Below are 16,333 nucleotides of genomic sequence, written 5' to 3'. Positions count from 1 at the left end.
CAACTCCCCGCTCATCCCCGCGGAGGCGGGGACCCAGGCTTGAGCCATCTGATGGACGGCGGCTTTCCGGGCCAAGTTGAAGCCGCGGCGCGTGTCGCCAAAGAACTGGGTCCCCGCCTCCGCGGGGATGAGCGGATGAGAGTTATGCATCGCGCACATTCCATTCCCGGCCTGTCCGCGACAGCAGCAGGTCGGCGGTTTCCGGGCCCCAGGTTCCGGGGGCGTAATCGTGAGGCTTGAAGTCCGCATCGGCCCAGGCCTCGGCGACCTCATCGACCCATTTCCAGGCCTGTTCAGCCTCGTCCCGGCGGACGAACAGTGTGCTGTCGCCCTTCAGCGCGTCCAGCAGCAGCCGCTCATAGGCGATGCGACGGCGTGGGGCGGCGGCGTCTTTTCCGTTCTGGCCCCAGGACAGGCTCATCTGGATCGGCTGCAACTGCATGCGCTGATCCAGCCCCGGCTTCTTGTTCATGACCGACAGCGAGATGTCTTCCTCGGGCTGCAGTTCGATGATCATGCGGTTGGCCTGGATGTCGCCCCGGTCGCCGTGGTCGAAGATGGAGTGGGGCACCGGCTTGAACTGGATGACGATCTCAGTGCGCTTTTCCGGCAGGCGCTTGCCGGTGCGCATGAAGAAGGGCACGCCTGCCCAGCGCCAGTTGTCGATGTCGGCGCGGATGGCGACGAAGGTTTCGGTGTCGGACGCCTGGCCGCGCTCTTCCGCATAGGACGTAACCGGTTTCCCTTCGCTGACGCCCGCGACGTACTGGCCGCGCACGGTGACGCGCTCGGCCTCTTCATGCGTGATGGGGCGCAAGCTGCGCAGCACCTTGACCTTTTCGTTGCGGACGGAGTCCGGATCCAGGTCGCTGGGCGGCTCCATCGCGACCAGGCACAGCAACTGCAGCATGTGGTTCTGCAGCATGTCCCGCAGGGCGCCGTACTCATCGTAATAGGGCCAGCGGTCGCCGACGCCGACCGTCTCGCCCACCGTGATCTGGACGTGGTCGATGGTCAGGTTGTTCCACAGCGGCTCGAAGATGGTGTTGCCGAAGCGCAGGGCGATCAGGTTCTGGACCGTCTCCTTGCCCAGATAGTGGTCGATGCGGAACACCTGACGCTCGTCGAAGGCGTGGGCCACGGCGTCGTCGATCTCAAGGAACGACTTCAGGTCGCGACCCACCGGCTTTTCCAGCACGATGCGGCAGTTCTTCTCGGCCAGACCCGCCGCCTTCATCGCCGTGACGATGCGGCCATAGAGCGAGGGCGAGACGGCCAGGAACGAGGTGACCTCGCCGTCCCCGACCTTGTCCTTCAGCGGTTTCAGGCTGTCGGCGCTGGTGGCGTCCACGGCCAGATAGTCGAGGCGCGCCTTCATCCGCGCCCAGCTGTCTTCGTCCCAGCCGCCGTCGGCCTCGGCCCGGGCCTTCACCGCCTCATGCACCTTGGCGACATATTCCGCGGCGCTCTCGCCCGAGCGGGCGGCGCCGATGATCTTGAGCCCCTCGGGCAGCAGGCCGTCGTGCTCAAGGAAGTAGAGCGAGGGCAGCAGCATCCGCATGGCCAGGTCACCGCCACCGCCGAACAGAATGAGCGCCGCCATCCGGGCCTCCTCGCCTGAGCCGTCCCGGAAGCGGGACCGTTTGTCAGCCTGTGTCTTTGGCCGCTTCCGCCCGATGAGCCAACACGTCGAGCACGTCCTGAAACACCATGTTACGCGCCCGCAGCAGGACCAGCAGATGATAGACCAAATCCGCCGCCTCGGCGGCGAGTTCCGAATCCGGGCCCGCAACGCCGGCCAGCGCAGTCTCGACGCCTTCCTCGCCCACCTTCTGGGCGATGCGTTTGGGCCCCTCGGCCAGCAGGCGCGCGGTCCAGCTGTCGGACGGGTCGTCGGCGGCGCGGGCGGCGATGGTGCGCTCCAGTCGGCCGATGCGGCCCAGGCCCGGCGCGTCCTCGTCGCCGAAGCAACTGATGCGGTTCAGGTGGCACGCGTTCCCGACCGGCCGCACCTTCACCACCACCGCGTCGCCGTCGCAGTCGGGCGTGACGGAGACCACGTTCAGGAAATCGCCCGAAGTTTCGCCCTTCCTCCATCGCCCGCCGCGAGAGCGCGAGAAGAAGGTCGCCTGACCGCTCTCCAGCGTCTCGCGCAGCGCCGCCTCGTCCATATAGGCGAGCGTCAGCACCTGCAGGGTGTCGGCGTCCTGAACCACGGCCGGGATCAGGCCGCCGCTCTTGGCGAAGTCGAGGATGGAGAGGTCGAGGGTCATATCCGCACCTCTACGCCCTGGGCGTCCAGATATCGCTTGAGGTCCGGCACGGTGATCGCGCCCGAGTGAAAGACGCTGGCCGCCAGAGCGCCGGACACATCGGCCTGTTCGAACACGTCGCGGAAATGCTCGGGGGCGCCCGCGCCGCCCGAGGCGACCAGCGGGATGGTCAGGCGTCTGCGCGCCTCATTCAACTGGGCGATGTCATAGCCGCGCCGGACCCCGTCCTGGTCGATGCAGTTCAGCACGATCTCGCCGGCGCCGAGACCTTGCGCCTCCATGATCCAGTCCATGGTCAGGCGGTTCGCACCGCGCCGGGCGTCCGGGTCGCCGGTGTACTGGTGGACGCGCCAGTCGCCGTCCTGAAAGGCGCTGTCGACGCCGAGGACGACGCACTGGCGACCCAGCCGCTCGGCCATTTCGCCGATCAGGTCGGGGCGTTCCAGGGCGGGGGAATTGATCGACACCTTGTCCGCGCCGTGGTCCAGGCAACGCGCGGCCTGGTCGACGGAGCGGACGCCCCCGGCGACGCAGAAGGGGATGTCCAGCAGCCGGGCGATGTCGGCGACCCAGCCATAGTCCAGCGTGCGTCCCTCGGGACTGGCGGTGATGTCGTAGAAGACCAGTTCGTCGGCGCCCGCGTCGCGATAGCGGGCGGCCAGTTCGGCGGCGTCGCCCATGTCGACATGGCCCTCGAACCGCACACCCTTGACCACGCGACCGTCCTTGACGTCCAGGCAGGGGATGATCCGCCGGGCCGTCATTGATCGACGGCCTTGAGCGCTTCGGCCACGGTGAATCGGCCCTCATAGATCGCCCGGCCGACAATGGCGCCGTCGCAGCCCAGATCGCGGGCGGCGATCAGGTCGTCCAGCGAAGCGACCCCGCCCGAGGCCTGGACCTTCAGATCCGGACGGCGAACCCGGGCCTCGGCCAGCAGGTCCAGATTGGGGCCTGTCAGGGCGCCGTCACGGCCCACGTCGGTGATCAGCACATGGCGCAGCAGGGCGGGCGGATAACGGTTCAGCACGGTCCACAGATCGACGCCCGCCGACTGGGTCCAGCCCTTCAGGGCGGGAACGGGCACGTCGTCCTCGTATTTCACGTCCAGCGCCAGGGTGATGGCCTCGGACCCGAACTGGTCCAGCCAGGCCAGCACCTCGTCGGGCCGGGTGACGGCCAGCGAACCCACCACGACCCGACTGACGCCCGCGTCCAGCAGGCGGCGCAGATCGTCCTCGCAGCGCACGCCGCCGCCGGACTGGATCTTCACCGCCACGACGCCGGCCAGTTCGCTGATCAGGCTGTGCTGGACCGCCCGACCCTCGCGCGCGCCGTCCAGATCGACGATGTGAACCCACCGCGCGCCTTCGGCGGCGAAGGCGGCCAGGCGGACAGCGGGGACGTCGTCATACTGCGTCACCCGGTCGAAATCGCCGTGCATCAGCCGCACACAGACGCCGTCCTTCAGGTCGATGGCGGGATAGACGATCATGCGGGCAGCTCGAGGAAATTCTTCAGGATACGGGCGCCGGCGGCGGCCGAACGTTCGGGGTGGAACTGGCAGCCCCACCGGTTGGCGTCGCGCACCACGGCGGGGACGGTCAGTCCATAGTCTGCGGTGGCCAGGGTCGCGGGCCCGTCGGGACAGACGTAGCCATGGACGAAATAGGCCCAGTCGCCGTCGCGGACGCCGTCCAGCAGCGGATCGTCGCGGCGGATCGACAGACGGCTCCAGCCCATGTGCGGCGAGGGCCGTGAGGGGGCGGGAACGATCGGTTCAACCCGGCCGGGGATGATGTCGAGCATTTCGGTGTCGCCCTCGGCGCTACTGCTGAACAGCAACTGCTGGCCCAGGCAGACGCCCAGCAGCGGCCGCGGAAAGGCGCGCAGGGCCGTGACCAGATCCAGCGTCTGGAGCCGCTGCATCGCATAGGCGGCGGCGCCGACGCCCGGCAGGATGACCCGCTCGGCGTCCAGCACATCGGCCGGATCGTCGGTGATCCGCACGCGCGCGCCCAGCCGCTCCAGCGCGAACCGCACCGAGGCGACGTTGCCCGCGCCGTAACTGATCAGGGTGACCCAACTCATCCTTCTCCCCTCGGGGGAGAAGGTGGGCGGCGGAGCCGCTCGGATGAGGGGGCTCTGTCAGCGGGCAGACGGCTTGATGTCGAGGGTGTGGCCGGCAGCCCCCTCATCCGTCTTGCTCCGCAAGCCACCTTCTCCCCCGAGGGGAGAAGGGAAATGGACGCGCCCATCACAGCACCCCCTTGGTCGAGGGCACAGCTTCGCCCTCCACCCGAATGGCCTGACGCAGGGCGCGGCCCAGCGCCTTGTAAACGGCTTCGGTCTTGTGGTGGTCGTCGTCGCCGGTGACGGCCACATGGATCGCCGCGCCCATGGCCTCGGCCAGCGAGCGGACGACATGGGCGGTCAGATCGGTCCGGTAGTCGCCGATGAAGGGCGTCGCGAACGTGCCCTCGAACAGCGGATAGGGGCGACCGGACAGGTCGATCGACACCCTGGCCTCGGCCTCGTCCATCGGCAGGACGAAGCCGTAGCGGGCGATGCCGCGCCGCTCGCCCAGCGCCGCCTTCAGCGCCTGACCCAGGGCGATGGCGCTGTCCTCGATGGTGTGGTGCGGGTCGGTGTGCAGGTCGCCCTCGCACGACAGGCGGATGGCGAAGCCGCCGTGGGCCGCGACCTGCTCCAGCATGTGATCGAAGAAGCCGACGCCGGTGGCGATGGTCACGGGGCCGGGGTTGTCCAGATCAACGGCGCAGACGATGCTGGTCTCCTTCGTGTCGCGCACGGCCTGACCGGTGCGGGCGGGACGGACGCGCGCGGGCGCAATCTCCAGCGCTGCCAGAAGCCGGTCGTTGACCTCGGCCTTCAGCGCGACCGGCAGGCGCAGGCGGTCGCCCGCCGTTTCGGCGCTGACGCCATAGCGGCGCAGGGCCTCGAGGATATCCGCCGGATCGGACGGGCGACCCATGATGATCGGGCCGACCCCCGGCTCTACCGGCATGATGCGGGACAGGGCGGTGACCAGACGGTCGCGTTCGCGGCGGACCCCGGCGATGCGTTCGGCCGTCTCGATCATCCGCGACGGGTCCAGCGCCTGCAGCGCCAGCCGGATCGACACCTCGGGAACGGCATAGGGCTCCAGCGCCGAGGCCAGCCGGGCGAGCGTCTGCGTCTGGGCCAGGGCCGCGCCGATGCGGGCGCCGGCCAACCCATAGGCCAGCGACAGGCTGCGCAGCACCACCAGATTGGCATGGGCGCCGATCAGGGATACGGCCGATGGGGCGTCGGCGAACTCGACCAGTCCTTCATCGACGATGAGCAGGGCGGGCGCGACCCGTTCGGCCATCTCGGCCACGGCCTCGGGCGAGCCGATGGCGCGGATCACGACCGCGCCGGTTTCCGCATCATCGGCCGGGCGGGCGTAGAGGTCGGCGATGTCCTGATAGGGGGCGGCGTCGGGCGACTGCACCGCCAGTCGGTCGCGGGCGCACAGGCGCCAGACCAGCTCCAGACCGTGGGTCAGGCCGCGCACGGGCAACACCTGCTCGGGCGCGGCCCCATAGACGTCCGCCATGCGCGCGGCCAGGACGGCGGGCATGGAAGGATAGCGCTCCAGACCCTCGCCGTTTGAGACGAGCGGCGGCCACGGGGCGGGCAGGGTCATGACGCCGACCTCAGATCCGCCGCCCGGGCGTGGGCCTCCAGCCCTTCCAGCCGCGCCAGCAGGGCGGCGATGGGAGCCAGGGCTTGGGCGCCGGCCCCGGTCGCGATCTGAACCGACATGGAGGTCATGAAGCTGGCGGTGGTAATGCCGCCCACAGTACGTGCCGCGCCGTCGGTCGGCAGGACGTGGCTGGGCCCGGCGGCATAGTCGCCCAGGGTTTCGGCGGCGTGGCGACCGACGAAGATCGCCCCGGCCGCGAAGATGGAATCCACCAGGTCTTCGGCTTCTTCCACCTGAAGCGACAGGTGTTCGGGGCCATACAGGTTCGCGACCTCGCAGGCCGTGTCCAGGTCGCGGACCAACACGGCGCGGGCGGCGGCCAGCGAGGCGCGAGCGGTGGCCTCGCGCGGCAGGGTCGCCAGCTGCGCCTCCACCTCGCTCAGGATATAGCCGATGGTGGCGCGGCTGGTGGAGACCAGCACGACCTGGGCATCGGCGTCGTGTTCGGCCTGGCTCAGCAGGTCGGCGGCGACGATCTCGGGCGCAGCGTCGCGATCGACGATCACCATCAGTTCGGACGGACCGGCGGGCATGTCGACGGCGGGTCCGCGCGGCAGGACGGACGCCTGCTTCTTGGCCTCGGCCACCCAGGCGTTGCCGGGGCCGAACAGCTTGCCGACCGGCGCGATGACGCCGTCGTCCAGTTCGGCGCCAAAGGTCAGGGCGGCGATCGCCTGGGCCCCGCCGATCAGCCACAGGTCGTCCAGCCCCGCCTCGGCGGCCGCGACGATCATGGCCGGGTGGACGCCGCCGTCCTTGCCCGGCGGGGTGATGGCGACGCGACATGCGACGCCCGCCACCTGGGCCGGGATGGCCTGCATCATCAGCGATGAGAACAGCGGCGCCGTGCCACCCGGGACATAGAGGCCAGCCGAGGCGATGGGCCGCCAGACCAACTTAGACCTCACGCCGGGCGTCGTCTCGATCCAGGGCGTGTCCTCGGGCCGGGTCGCCTGATGAAAGACGCGGATGTTGTCGGCGGCGACCCGCAGGGCGCGCATGGCGGCGGGCGGCAGGGCGCTCCGCGCGTCGCGGACGGTCGCCTCGTTCAGAGCGATGCGGCGCGGCGCGGCGCCGTCCAGCTTCACCGCCCAGTCGGTCACGGCCGCGCCGCCGCGTGTGCGCACGTCGTCCAGGATGGCGCGCACGCCGTCGCTCACGGCAGCCTCGGTGCGGCGGGCGGGGCGGGCCAGCGCGGCCTTGCGGCCCGTTTCGTCCAGCGCGGTCCAGTCGATGATGTCTCCGAACAGCGCAGTCATCACATCATCTTCTCGATGGGCAGAACGAGTATGGCCGAGGCGCCGGCGGCCTTGAGCCGTTCCAGCGTTTCCCAGAACACCGCCTCCTGACACACGGCGTGGACGGCGACCGCGTCGTCGCGTCCGGACAGCGGCATGACGGTCGGCGACCCCGCGCCGGGCAGGATGGCGGTAATGGCTTCCAGCGCCGAGCGTGGGGCGTTCAACATCACGTATTTGGCCCCCTGAGAGGCGACCACGCCGCTCATCCGCTCGATGATGCTGTCCAGCAGATGTTGCAGGCCGGGCTCCGGCGCCACGGGCGAGCGGATCAGCACCGCCTGGCTGTCCAGCACCGTCTCCTGCGCCTTCAGGCCGTTGGCCTCCAGCGTCGCGCCGGTCGAGACCAGATCACAGATGGCGGCGGCCAGTTTCAGCCGGGGGGCGACCTCGACCGCGCCGCGCATGGTGACGATGTCGGCGCGCACGTCGTGGTCGTTCAGCCAGCGGCGGAGGATCTTCGGATAGGAGGTGGCGATGCGCAGCCCGTCCAGCGACTGGGGGCCGGCGTAGTCCAGCGTGGGCGGCACAGCGACCTTCAGCGTGCAGCGGCCGAAGCCCAGGGGCATCACGACCTCGGCGTTCGGCCCGCCGTTGCGGACCTCCTCCAGCACGTTCTCGCCGACGATGCCCAGGTCGCAGACGCCGTCCGCCACGAAGGTCGGGATGTCGTCGTCGCGCACCCGCAGCAGGTCGATGGGATAGTTTTCGACCCGGTACAGCAGGTCGTTGTTTCCCTTGACCACGCGCAGGCCCGCGTCGCGGACCAGGTCGAGGCTGCGGTCGGCCAGCCGGCCGGATTTCTGGACGGCGATGCGCAGCCGCCCCTGAACCGTACTCATGATCTCAACTCAGGCTTTCAGTCGATCCAGCACCAGGCGGTAGCCCTGATGCGGCATGTCTTTCAGATAGCGGGCGACGCGGACGACGGTGGTTGGACTGGCGTGCGCCTCGGCCGCGATCTCGCGATACGACTTGCCGCCCCCGTCCAGCAGCCGGGCGACCTGCCACCGCTCGGCGAAGGCGCGCAACTCGGCCGGGGTGCACAGATCGGTCAGAAAGGCATCGACCTCCTCGCGCGACTTCAGGGCGAGAAGCGCGTCATACAGGGCGTCGCGGGCGGCGGGTGGTGTCATGTGTGTTTCACTATGCTGTAACAGTGGAACGGTCAAGGGGGTGTGGCGCAAAGGTCGAGTCCGCTCTATCTGCCAAGCATGACCAAGGTTCTGATCATCGGCGCGGGACACGCGGGGGGCTCGGCGGCGGCGCTGCTGCGGCAGTATGGGTTCGAGGGCGCCATCGTGCTGGCGGGCGAGGAGCCGGCTCCGCCGTATCAGCGGCCGCCGCTATCCAAGGCCTGGCTGAAGGGCGAGGCGGGTCTGGAGGATCTGTTGCTGCGACCCGAGAGCTTCTACGCCGAACAGGCTATCGACCTGCGCACCGGGGTGACGGCGACGGCGATCGATGCGGCGGCCCGGACCGTGACCTTCGCCGACGGGGCGGTCGAGACTTACGACGCGCTGATCCTGGCGACCGGATCGACGGCGCGGAAGTTGGCGATCCCCGGTGCGGGCCGGCCGGATCTGCTGGAGCTTCGCACCCTGCATGACGCCGGGCGGCTGAAGGCCGCGCTGAAGCCGGGCAAGCGGCTGGCCGTCGTCGGCGGCGGCTATGTGGGGCTGGAGGCGGCGGCCTCGGCCTGCGCCCTGGGCGCCGAGGCGGTGGTGATCGAGCGGATGGACCGGGTGCTGGCGCGCGTGGCGTCGGCGACCCTGTCTGGCTTCTTCACGCGTCGGCACCGGGCCGAGGGCGTCGAGATCATCACCGGAGCCGAGGTGACGGGGTTCGAGGATGCGGGCGTGCGGCTGTCCGACGGTCGGTTGATCGCGTCGGACGCGGTGCTGGTGGGCGTCGGCGCCCTGGCGCGTGACGACCTGGCGCGCGCGGCGGGCCTGGCGATCGACAACGGCGTGGTGGTGGACGAGACGGCCCGCACGTCCGACCCGTCGATCTACGCCATCGGCGACGTGACCCATCGGCCGGTGCCGATCCACGGCGGGCGGATGCATCGTCTGGAGAGCGTGCCCAATGCGCTGGAGCAGGCCAAACAGGCGGCGGCGGCCATCGTCGGCCGGGCGTCTCCGGCGGCCGAGGTCCCGTGGTTCTGGTCGGACCAGTACGAGGTGAAGCTGCAGATCGCAGGCCTGCCGTTCGACGCCGACCGGCAGGTGGTGCGCGGCGATCCGGAAGGCGATGGCGGCTTCGCCGTTTTCCACCTGAAGGGTGACATGATCGTCTGCGTCGAGGCGGTCAACGCCCCGGCCGAGTTCATGGGCGGCCGCCAGCTGATTGCAAAAGGGACGCCGATCGACGTGGCGAAACTGGCCGATGTCGCAGTGTCGATGAAGGCGGTCGCGGCGGCCTAGTACACGTCGCGGCGATAACGGCCGGATTCCGTCAGGGCCTGCAGGGTCTCTTCGCCCAGCACAGCCTCCAGCGCCGCGTGGACACCGCGCGACATGCCTTCCAGGCTGCCGCAGACATAGATGCAGGCGCCGCGTTCGACCCAGTCGGCGAGGGGGCGGGCGTGTTCGGCGACCAGGGCCTGAACATAGAGTTTTTCGGTTCCGTCGCGCGAGAAGGCGCGGTCCAGTCGGGTCAGGACGCCGGACGCCATCCAGGCCTGAAGCTCATCGTCGAAGAAGGCGTCGTAGGCCAGGGTCCGCTCCCCGAACAACAGCCAGGCGCCGCCGGTGCGAGGCTCCCGCGCACGGGCCTTCAGGTGGCTGCGCAGGCCGGCGATGCCCGTGCCGTTGCCGATCAGGATCATCGGAGCCTGGGGCGGGGGCGCATGGAAACTGCGGTTGGTGCGGACACGCATGTCCACGGTCTCGCCCACGTCCAGCGTCTGGGTCAGCCAGCCGGACGCCAGGCCCGGCGTTCCGTCCGGGCGCCTCATCAGGCGGATCAGGAACTCGGCCCGGCCGTCCGACGGCAGGGAGGCGACCGAATATTCGCGGGCGCCCGGCGCGGGCTCGCCCTCATGCGCGGGCAGACCGATCTCGGCGATGTCGCCCGCCTCCCACGACGGCGTGTGGTCGATCGGGGCGAACGCCAGACGCCAGGCCGGACCGCCGGGGCTGCCGGGATTCAGCAACTCCCGCTCGACCAGGGCCCAGCGGTCATAGGCGGGCGGCGACCAGTCGGGCGCGGCGGTGGCGCCGGTCAGCTGGTTCAGATTGTGCTGCCAGTGGCGGATGTCGGCGGCGGAACCGTCGTCCACCTCGACCGTATCGAACAGGGGCTCGGCGCCGGACGCGCGCAGCCAGCGCTCGACAGCATGGCCAAACCCGCAGAAATCGTCATAGCCTCGATCCCCCAGCGCCAGCACGCCATAGGACAGATGCGACAGATCGGTGGGCGCGGCCATCAGGCGGCGCACCATGCGGGCGGCGCTGTCGGGGGCGTCGCCCTCGCCGGTGGTGGCGGCGACGAACAGGGCGCGCGACGCGACCTTCAGCGCGGCGGTGTCCAGGTCGGCGAAAGACAGGATGCGGGCGGGCGTCCCGGCCTCGGTCAGGGCGCGTGCGGTCATCCAGGCCAGCTCTTCGCCAAAGCCGGTCTGGCTGGCGAAGGCGACCAGCACGGCGTCGCCGTCCGCGCTTCCTGACAGGGCGCTGGCCTTGGCCGCGTCGGCACGCCGGGTCGCTCGAACGCGGGCGACGACCAGACCGATCAGGCCCAGCCACAGGGCGACCGCGATGGCCGCCCACAGCCAGCGCATTACGTCTGTGGTCACGCGCCCTCGTCCAGCATGGCGGCGAAGGCGGGGGTCATGCGCTCCACCAGACCGCGCGGGGTCCGCTCGACGAAACAGGCAGCCAGGTTCAGCGCCTCGGCGTATTCGGGTCCTTCGAATGGCCCCATGACCGTCAGCGCGGTAGCGTAGGCATCGGCGTGCAGGGCGGAGGGGTGCAGCACCGTGACCGAACTCAGGCCATTGTCCACCGGCCGTCCCGTGGAGCCGTCGATGGTGTGGGGATACAGGCGACCCTGATAGCTGAAGGCCCGGCGATAGTCGCCCGAAGTGGCGACGGCCAGATCATACAGGGCGACTACGGTGCGCGGGGCGCTGGATTCCGGCGGCTGCTCCAGCTCGACCCACCAGGGTTGGGCGTCCGGCTTGACCCCCCCGCCCTTCAGCTCGCCGCCGATCTCGACCAGATGCGAGGTCGCGCCTTCGCGGATCAGACGGTCGGATACGCGGTCCACGGCGTGACCCTTGGCCAGACCCGACAGGTCCAGCCGCATGCCGCCCGGCTGGCGGACGCCGCGATGGTCGCGGTCCAGCCGCAGGCGGCCCCAGCCGCTGACCTTCAGCGCCGTCTCGATGGCCTCGTCCGAGGGGATGGGGTCGGCGTCGGGGCGCGGGCCAGGCGGGCCAAATCCCCACAGATCGACCAGGGCGCCCAGGGTCGGATCGACCGCGCCGTTGGTCTCGTCGCCCAGGTCCATGACGGTGTTCAGGAAGTCCCAGAACGGCTCCGACACCTGCCACGATCCCTCGGGCGCGTTGTTGAAGCGTGACAGTTCGCTGCGCGGATCCCAGTGGCTGAACAGGGCGACGATGGCGTCCAGTTCTTCCTGCACGGCGGCCTGCAAGGCGGCCTGATCCGTGCCTGGTGACGGAACCAGTCGGACCGACCAGGTTGTGCCCATGGCTTCGCCGTCCAGCGCCCAGACCAGATCGCTGGGCGGCCGGGCCGGGGCGCCCGACATCGGCGGGATCAGGACGCGGTTGTCAGCCCGATCCGCGCCGCTGGAAACGGCGACGGGCGGCGGCGCTGCGCGGGATCCCTTGGACATCGGACGCTCTTTGACTTCAGGCTTCTGGCGATCAGGGCAGGACTTCGAGCGCCAGGTTGTACGAGGCGTTCGAGGCCGGCTGGCCGTCGACGCCCGGCGTGCGGACCGAGGCGCCCAGCCAGTAGAGGCCGGCCTGCGACCAGGTGATCGAGAAGGCGCCGTCCGCGCCGGTCTTGACCGTGGTCTCTTCAGGATTGTCGCGATAGCGCGTGCCGCCGCGCGCCACCGTGACCTCGACGTCCGAGGCGGGCTGGCCGTCGCGCAGCAGCTTGAAGCTGGCCGCTTCGCCGACGACCAGATCGTTCGGGTGGGTGACGGGGACCAGTTCCAGACCCTTGCCCGTGGGCGCCAGGGCGGTTTCGCTGGGTTCGCCCAGGGTGACGAAGGTCTCGGTGCGGCTGCTGGCGCGGGTGGGCCGGACGTCGGTGGCGCCCGCCGGGATGGCGGCCGGGAAATCGGCTTCGGCCCCGCGCCAGCGCTTCTGCTCGCCGTTCAGGGTGTAGTTGGCGATGAAGCCCGAACCGACGTTGGCGACGCGCCACGTGCCCGGCTGGGTCAGGTGCAGATCGAAGGACGAGCGGTATTTCGCCTGATGCAGGTTCTCGGCCGAGCCGGCCGAACCGTCCGGCGCGATGATGGTCAGGCCGTCCATGCGCATGGCGGCGTGATCGGGGATGAACACCCCGTTGGACATGCCGGCGTCAAAACCGACCCAGGCGTCCGAACCCGATAGCACGGTCGAGGTCGGGGCCAGCCAGGCGCGGTGGGCCTGGGCCGACAGCGGGGCAGTCAGGGCGGCGGTCAGGGCCACAAGGGCGAACGTCTTCTTCATGGGTATGATCCTTAGCGGGAGACGGTGACGCGCACGGCGCCCAGTTCGGTAGAGCCGGCGGCGTCGGCGGTGTTGGCCGCGCCCCAGCGGAAGGGAACGCGCACGGCCTCACGACCGCCCAGTTCGCGGGCGGCTTCGACGACCAGCGTATACTGTCCGGCGGGCAGGTTGCGCAGACGGGCGGCGGGGATGGTCACGGTCTGGCGGCCGGGCGCGCGCGTGGCGCCGGAAATGCCGTCAGCCGGCATGGCCTGGGCGCGGCCTCCCTTGCGCCACCAGGTACGCAGATCCTTGAGCCAGTCCTTGCCCTCTTCATTGGCCAGCTTCATGTCGTACCAGACCTGTAATGTCTGGGCGTTGGTCTGGTCCGCGCGCTCGATCCACATGGCCACATAGGGGCGGTGGTACGAGGCGCTGGCGATGCGCGGAATCTCGACCGAGACGGTCAGATCGGCCGCCATCGCGGGGGCGGCGATGACGCCCGCTGCGGCGGTGGTCAGAACGAGGGGAAGCGAACGCAACGAAGGTCTCCTCAGTGAATGAAGATCAGGGCGATGATGACGGGGATCAGCAGCCCCAGCCCGACCAGCGGCCAGGTCGAGGGGCGGCCCCGGGCGTGCAGCCAAAGCAGGGCCAGACCGGTCAGGGCGAAGACCAGGCAGGCCACGGCGAAGACGTCGATGAACCAGTACCAGACCACGCCCGCGTTCCGACCCTTGTGCAGGTCGTTGAGGTAGGCGATCCAGCCGCGCGTCGTCGTCTCGTGCACGGCCTCGCCGGTGGCGCGGTCGATGGTCAGCCAGCCGTCGCCGCCGGGCGTGGCCAGAGCGACATAAACTTCTTCCGGCGTGGTTTCGGACGGGCGGCCGGCGATCCGCGCATCCAGCGCCTCGGTCGCCCAGCGGGCGACGGCGTCGGGGACGGGATCGGTGGTTTCTTCGGGGAAGGTCGTCAGCCGTTCCAGCAGCGGGGCGGGCAGGTCGGCGGTCCGTTCCTGCGTCACCGGCTCGGCCGGGATCTGGGCGGCGTGGTTCAGGGTGACGCCGGTCGCCGCGAACAGGATCAGGCCGATCAGGCTGACGGCCGCCGAGATCCAGTGCCAGCTGTGCAGTTGTTTCAGCCAGAACGATCGCGCGCCGTTCATCGACGCCTTCGGCGGGCGAGCGGCTTTCGGGGAAGGAGCGGCGGCTTCGGTCACGCTGAAGCCTGTGCCTCCGTTGCGAACGATTTGCAATACCGTTTCCGGGACGGATCGTCGCGGTTTCGGGACTGGAGCCTCTGATCCGGGACGGCTTTCATGGGCCGAAGCGCCATCAGTAGGTCAGGGTGACGCCCGCGCTGACTGTTCTGGGCGCGCCGTAGCCAGCGACCCCGGTTCCAGTCTCTGACACCTCGACCTCGGCGTCGAACAGATTGTCGGCCGCCAGCCACAGGGCCGCCCGGGGCGTCAGCCGCCAGTCGGCGCGGGCGTCCAGGGTGACGGCGTCATCCAGCACGCGGCTGTTCAGGTCATCCTCGAACCGTTTGCTTTCATAGCGGGCGCGGGCGGACAGGGTCAGGCGGTCTGAGGCGCGCCAGTCGACGCCCACATTGGCGCTCCAGATCGGCGCCTGCGCCGGGCGCAGGCCGGTCAGCTGGGCCGCCTGATCGCCGCCGTCCATGCGGGCGTCGGTGATTGAAACGGCGCCCGTGACGGTCAGGACATCGGTCAGGTTCAGGCGGGCGTTCAGTTCGACCCCGACGGCGTCGATGGTTCCGGCGTTCTGGCGCTGGCGCAGCACGCCGCCGGCGGGGACAAACCCCGCCCGGGGAAAGACCGCCGGGCCTTCGCCGATGGTGACGTTGACGATCGCATCCTCGATCCGGTTCCAGAACACGGTCGCGCCCCATGACGCATGGCGGGCTTCGAACGACGCTCCGATCTCCACACCGGACAGGCGTTCGGGCGACAGTGCGGCATTGGCTTCCGTCAGGTCGTTGGCGACGCGGAACGGGCGGTGCAGCTCGTTCAGCGTGGCCGGGCGGAAACCGGAATAGGCGGCGGCGCGCACGGCGTGGCCGTCGACGAACGACCGCCGCGCAGCCAGCCGCGCACTGACCACATGACCGGACCGCTGGGGGTCGCTTTCATTCAGGATAGGGACGCCCGTATCCCTGAACTCTTCCTGCCGGAAACCGCCGGTGTTCCCCCAGCGATCCAGTCGCAGTCCGCCCGCAACCAGCCAGACGTCGCGCCGCCAGGAGCCCTCGGCATAGGCGCCCGCGACGGACGTCTCGCCGCCCGCGCGGCGGACGCGCGGCGTGGCGGTGGCCAGACTGAAATATTCGTTGGTCTCGCCTTCGTTGAACCGGCCGTCAGCGCCCAGCTCCCATTCCAGCAGACCGCCGCCCAGCCGCTGTTCGCCGCGCCGCAGAGCCAGGTTCAGGCCCCAACCTGTCGCGGGGGTTCGGAACTGGTCGTTGGTCAGGGTGGTCCCGGAACGGTCAGGCTCGACCGAGACCGAGGTGTTGGCGAAGTCGCTCTCGCGCCGCCAGATCTGCACCCGCCAGCCATAATCTTGGCCGTCCGGCGCGCGGGCGGCGGTGGCCGACAGGACATGGCCGGACGCCTCGGCGCGCGCGCCGTCCAGGCCCGCGCCGCGGGTTTCGTCATAGACGCCTGCGCGCAGCGACAGGGCCGCGTCGCCAAACGGGACGTCCGCGCGCAGGGCGGCGCTTTTCGCGGTCAGATCCAGCGGAGTGTCCGCCTCGCCCGCCGTCGCGCCGCGCACAGGGACATAACCGTCAGTGGCGTCATACAGGACCGAGCCGGTCAGCCGCGCAGGACCCGCGTCCATCCCGCCCGATCCGGCCTGCCGTCGTCCGCCGCGCTCGGCCAGCGAGGCGTCCAGCATCCCGCCGCGATCCCGCTCACGCAACTGGATCACCCCGGTCAGGGCGCCCGCGCCATAGGGCCCGGCGCCCGAGCCGCGCACGATGTCCAGGCTCTCCAGACTCTCGGGCGCCAGTTGGGACCAGATGACCCAGCCGCCGAACGGATCGTTCATCGGCACGCCGTCCAGCGTCACCAGCGTCCGCCCCGCGCCCGAGGGGGCGATGGCGCGCAGGCTGATCCCTTGCGTGGTCGGGTTGGCGGCCAGACTGGAGGTGCGGCGGAACAGGGAGACCGCAGGCACGGTGGCCAGCGCCTCGTCCAGCCGGGTGGCGCGCGACAGCGCCGCTTCATCCAGCCGGATCACTGAAAAGGCGGCCTCGCCCGCCGCCGGGGGCAGGCGCGCGGCGGTGACGACCACGTCGGGAAGCGGGGCGGGTG

Annotated in this window: 16 protein-coding genes; 1 reads left to right on the top strand and 15 read right to left on the bottom strand. The window is 70.2% G+C overall.

The window, feature by feature from the left end; genetic code table 11:
• Positions 1-142 precede the first annotated feature (142 nt).
• The 9 genes from zwf to EON91_RS09625 form a co-directional block, all read right to left on the bottom strand.
• Positions 143-1,603, bottom strand: a complete 1,461-nt coding sequence (gene zwf, locus EON91_RS09665; RefSeq protein ID WP_292093989.1) for a glucose-6-phosphate dehydrogenase — start codon at positions 1,601-1,603, stop codon at positions 143-145.
• A gap of 43 nt (positions 1,604-1,646) precedes the next feature.
• Positions 1,647-2,273: a bifunctional phosphoribosyl-AMP cyclohydrolase/phosphoribosyl-ATP diphosphatase HisIE gene (gene hisIE, locus EON91_RS09660; RefSeq protein ID WP_292093987.1), complete on the bottom strand. Its 627-nt coding sequence runs from the start codon at positions 2,271-2,273 to the stop codon at positions 1,647-1,649.
• The gene (gene hisF, locus EON91_RS09655) at positions 2,270-3,037 is read right to left on the bottom strand and encodes an imidazole glycerol phosphate synthase subunit HisF (protein ID WP_292093986.1); all 768 of its coding nucleotides are present in this window, start codon (positions 3,035-3,037) and stop codon (positions 2,270-2,272) included. The genes hisIE and hisF overlap by 4 nt, the downstream gene beginning before the upstream one ends.
• Complete coding sequence (gene hisA / locus EON91_RS09650; RefSeq protein ID WP_292093982.1) at positions 3,034-3,768, bottom strand: 1-(5-phosphoribosyl)-5-[(5-phosphoribosylamino)methylideneamino]imidazole-4-carboxamide isomerase; 735 nt, start codon at positions 3,766-3,768, stop codon at positions 3,034-3,036. Before hisA ends, hisF begins: the two co-directional genes overlap by 4 nt.
• Complete coding sequence (gene hisH, locus EON91_RS09645; protein ID WP_292093979.1) at positions 3,765-4,364, bottom strand: imidazole glycerol phosphate synthase subunit HisH; 600 nt, start codon at positions 4,362-4,364, stop codon at positions 3,765-3,767. Before hisH ends, hisA begins: the two co-directional genes overlap by 4 nt.
• A 166-nt stretch (positions 4,365-4,530) precedes the next feature.
• Positions 4,531-5,964, bottom strand: coding sequence for an imidazoleglycerol-phosphate dehydratase HisB (hisB, locus tag EON91_RS09640; protein WP_292093976.1), 1,434 nt, complete (start codon positions 5,962-5,964; stop codon positions 4,531-4,533).
• Entirely contained in the window at positions 5,961-7,283 is a 1,323-nt protein-coding gene (gene hisD / locus EON91_RS09635; RefSeq protein WP_292093974.1) for a histidinol dehydrogenase, read from the bottom strand. Before hisD ends, hisB begins: the two co-directional genes overlap by 4 nt.
• On the bottom strand, positions 7,283-8,164 hold the full coding sequence (gene hisG, locus EON91_RS09630) for an ATP phosphoribosyltransferase (RefSeq protein ID WP_292093972.1): 882 nt from the start codon (positions 8,162-8,164) through the stop codon (positions 7,283-7,285). The genes hisD and hisG overlap by 1 nt, the downstream gene beginning before the upstream one ends.
• Before the next feature lie 9 nt (positions 8,165-8,173).
• The gene (locus EON91_RS09625) at positions 8,174-8,458 is read right to left on the bottom strand and encodes a YerC/YecD family TrpR-related protein (RefSeq protein ID WP_292093970.1); all 285 of its coding nucleotides are present in this window, start codon (positions 8,456-8,458) and stop codon (positions 8,174-8,176) included.
• 78 nt (positions 8,459-8,536) lie between these two features.
• On the opposite strand from EON91_RS09625, the gene EON91_RS09620 reads away from it, so the two are divergent.
• Positions 8,537-9,748, top strand: a complete 1,212-nt coding sequence (locus EON91_RS09620; protein WP_292093967.1) for an FAD-dependent oxidoreductase — start codon at positions 8,537-8,539, stop codon at positions 9,746-9,748.
• Here the strand turns inward: EON91_RS09620 and EON91_RS09615 are convergent.
• The 6 genes from EON91_RS09615 to EON91_RS09590 form a co-directional block, all read right to left on the bottom strand.
• Positions 9,745-11,121 (bottom strand): sulfite reductase subunit alpha, encoded by a 1,377-nt coding sequence (locus EON91_RS09615; RefSeq protein ID WP_292093964.1) that lies wholly within the window; start codon positions 11,119-11,121, stop codon positions 9,745-9,747. The genes EON91_RS09620 and EON91_RS09615 overlap by 4 nt on opposite strands.
• Complete coding sequence (locus EON91_RS09610) at positions 11,118-12,188, bottom strand: FAD:protein FMN transferase (RefSeq protein WP_292093962.1); 1,071 nt, start codon at positions 12,186-12,188, stop codon at positions 11,118-11,120. Before EON91_RS09610 ends, EON91_RS09615 begins: the two co-directional genes overlap by 4 nt.
• Positions 12,189-12,219: 31 nt before the next feature.
• Positions 12,220-13,020, bottom strand: coding sequence for a DUF4198 domain-containing protein (locus EON91_RS09605; RefSeq protein WP_292093959.1), 801 nt, complete (start codon positions 13,018-13,020; stop codon positions 12,220-12,222).
• 11 nt (positions 13,021-13,031) lie between these two features.
• Positions 13,032-13,541: a DUF2271 domain-containing protein gene (locus EON91_RS09600; protein WP_292093957.1), complete on the bottom strand. Its 510-nt coding sequence runs from the start codon at positions 13,539-13,541 to the stop codon at positions 13,032-13,034.
• Positions 13,542-13,552: 11 nt separating this feature from the next.
• Complete coding sequence (locus EON91_RS09595; RefSeq protein ID WP_292093954.1) at positions 13,553-14,164, bottom strand: PepSY-associated TM helix domain-containing protein; 612 nt, start codon at positions 14,162-14,164, stop codon at positions 13,553-13,555.
• A 169-nt stretch (positions 14,165-14,333) separates the two neighbouring features.
• Positions 14,334-16,333: TonB-dependent receptor (locus EON91_RS09590; RefSeq protein ID WP_366250265.1), on the bottom strand; the 2,000-nt coding region annotated here is incomplete at its 5' end.

The organism is Brevundimonas sp. (assembly GCF_004210735.1).
Lineage (GTDB): Bacteria > Pseudomonadota > Alphaproteobacteria > Caulobacterales > Caulobacteraceae > Brevundimonas.
Note: the sequence above shows the minus strand (reverse complement) of the source record. Positions and strands in the feature narration are given on the sequence as shown.

What these genes read in the sequence shown, in the direction of transcription:
- hisD (WP_292093974.1), bottom strand. Translation starts at nt 7,283, where the DNA reads ATGACTGCGCTGTTCGGAGACATCATCGACTGGACCGCGCTGGACGAA.
- hisF (WP_292093986.1), bottom strand. Translation starts at nt 3,037, where the DNA reads ATGACGGCCCGGCGGATCATCCCCTGCCTGGACGTCAAGGACGGTCGC.
- hisIE (WP_292093987.1), bottom strand. Translation starts at nt 2,273, where the DNA reads ATGACCCTCGACCTCTCCATCCTCGACTTCGCCAAGAGCGGCGGCCTG.
- EON91_RS09605 (WP_292093959.1), bottom strand. Translation starts at nt 13,020, where the DNA reads ATGAAGAAGACGTTCGCCCTTGTGGCCCTGACCGCCGCCCTGACTGCC.
- hisG (WP_292093972.1), bottom strand. Translation starts at nt 8,164, where the DNA reads ATGAGTACGGTTCAGGGGCGGCTGCGCATCGCCGTCCAGAAATCCGGC.
- EON91_RS09625 (WP_292093970.1), bottom strand. Translation starts at nt 8,458, where the DNA reads ATGACACCACCCGCCGCCCGCGACGCCCTGTATGACGCGCTTCTCGCC.
- hisA (WP_292093982.1), bottom strand. Translation starts at nt 3,768, where the DNA reads ATGATCGTCTATCCCGCCATCGACCTGAAGGACGGCGTCTGTGTGCGG.
- EON91_RS09620 (WP_292093967.1), top strand. Translation starts at nt 8,537, where the DNA reads ATGACCAAGGTTCTGATCATCGGCGCGGGACACGCGGGGGGCTCGGCG.
- hisH (WP_292093979.1), bottom strand. Translation starts at nt 4,364, where the DNA reads ATGAGTTGGGTCACCCTGATCAGTTACGGCGCGGGCAACGTCGCCTCG.
- zwf (WP_292093989.1), bottom strand. Translation starts at nt 1,603, where the DNA reads ATGGCGGCGCTCATTCTGTTCGGCGGTGGCGGTGACCTGGCCATGCGG.
- EON91_RS09595 (WP_292093954.1), bottom strand. Translation starts at nt 14,164, where the DNA reads ATGAACGGCGCGCGATCGTTCTGGCTGAAACAACTGCACAGCTGGCAC.
- EON91_RS09610 (WP_292093962.1), bottom strand. Translation starts at nt 12,188, where the DNA reads ATGTCCAAGGGATCCCGCGCAGCGCCGCCGCCCGTCGCCGTTTCCAGC.
- hisB (WP_292093976.1), bottom strand. Translation starts at nt 5,964, where the DNA reads ATGACCCTGCCCGCCCCGTGGCCGCCGCTCGTCTCAAACGGCGAGGGT.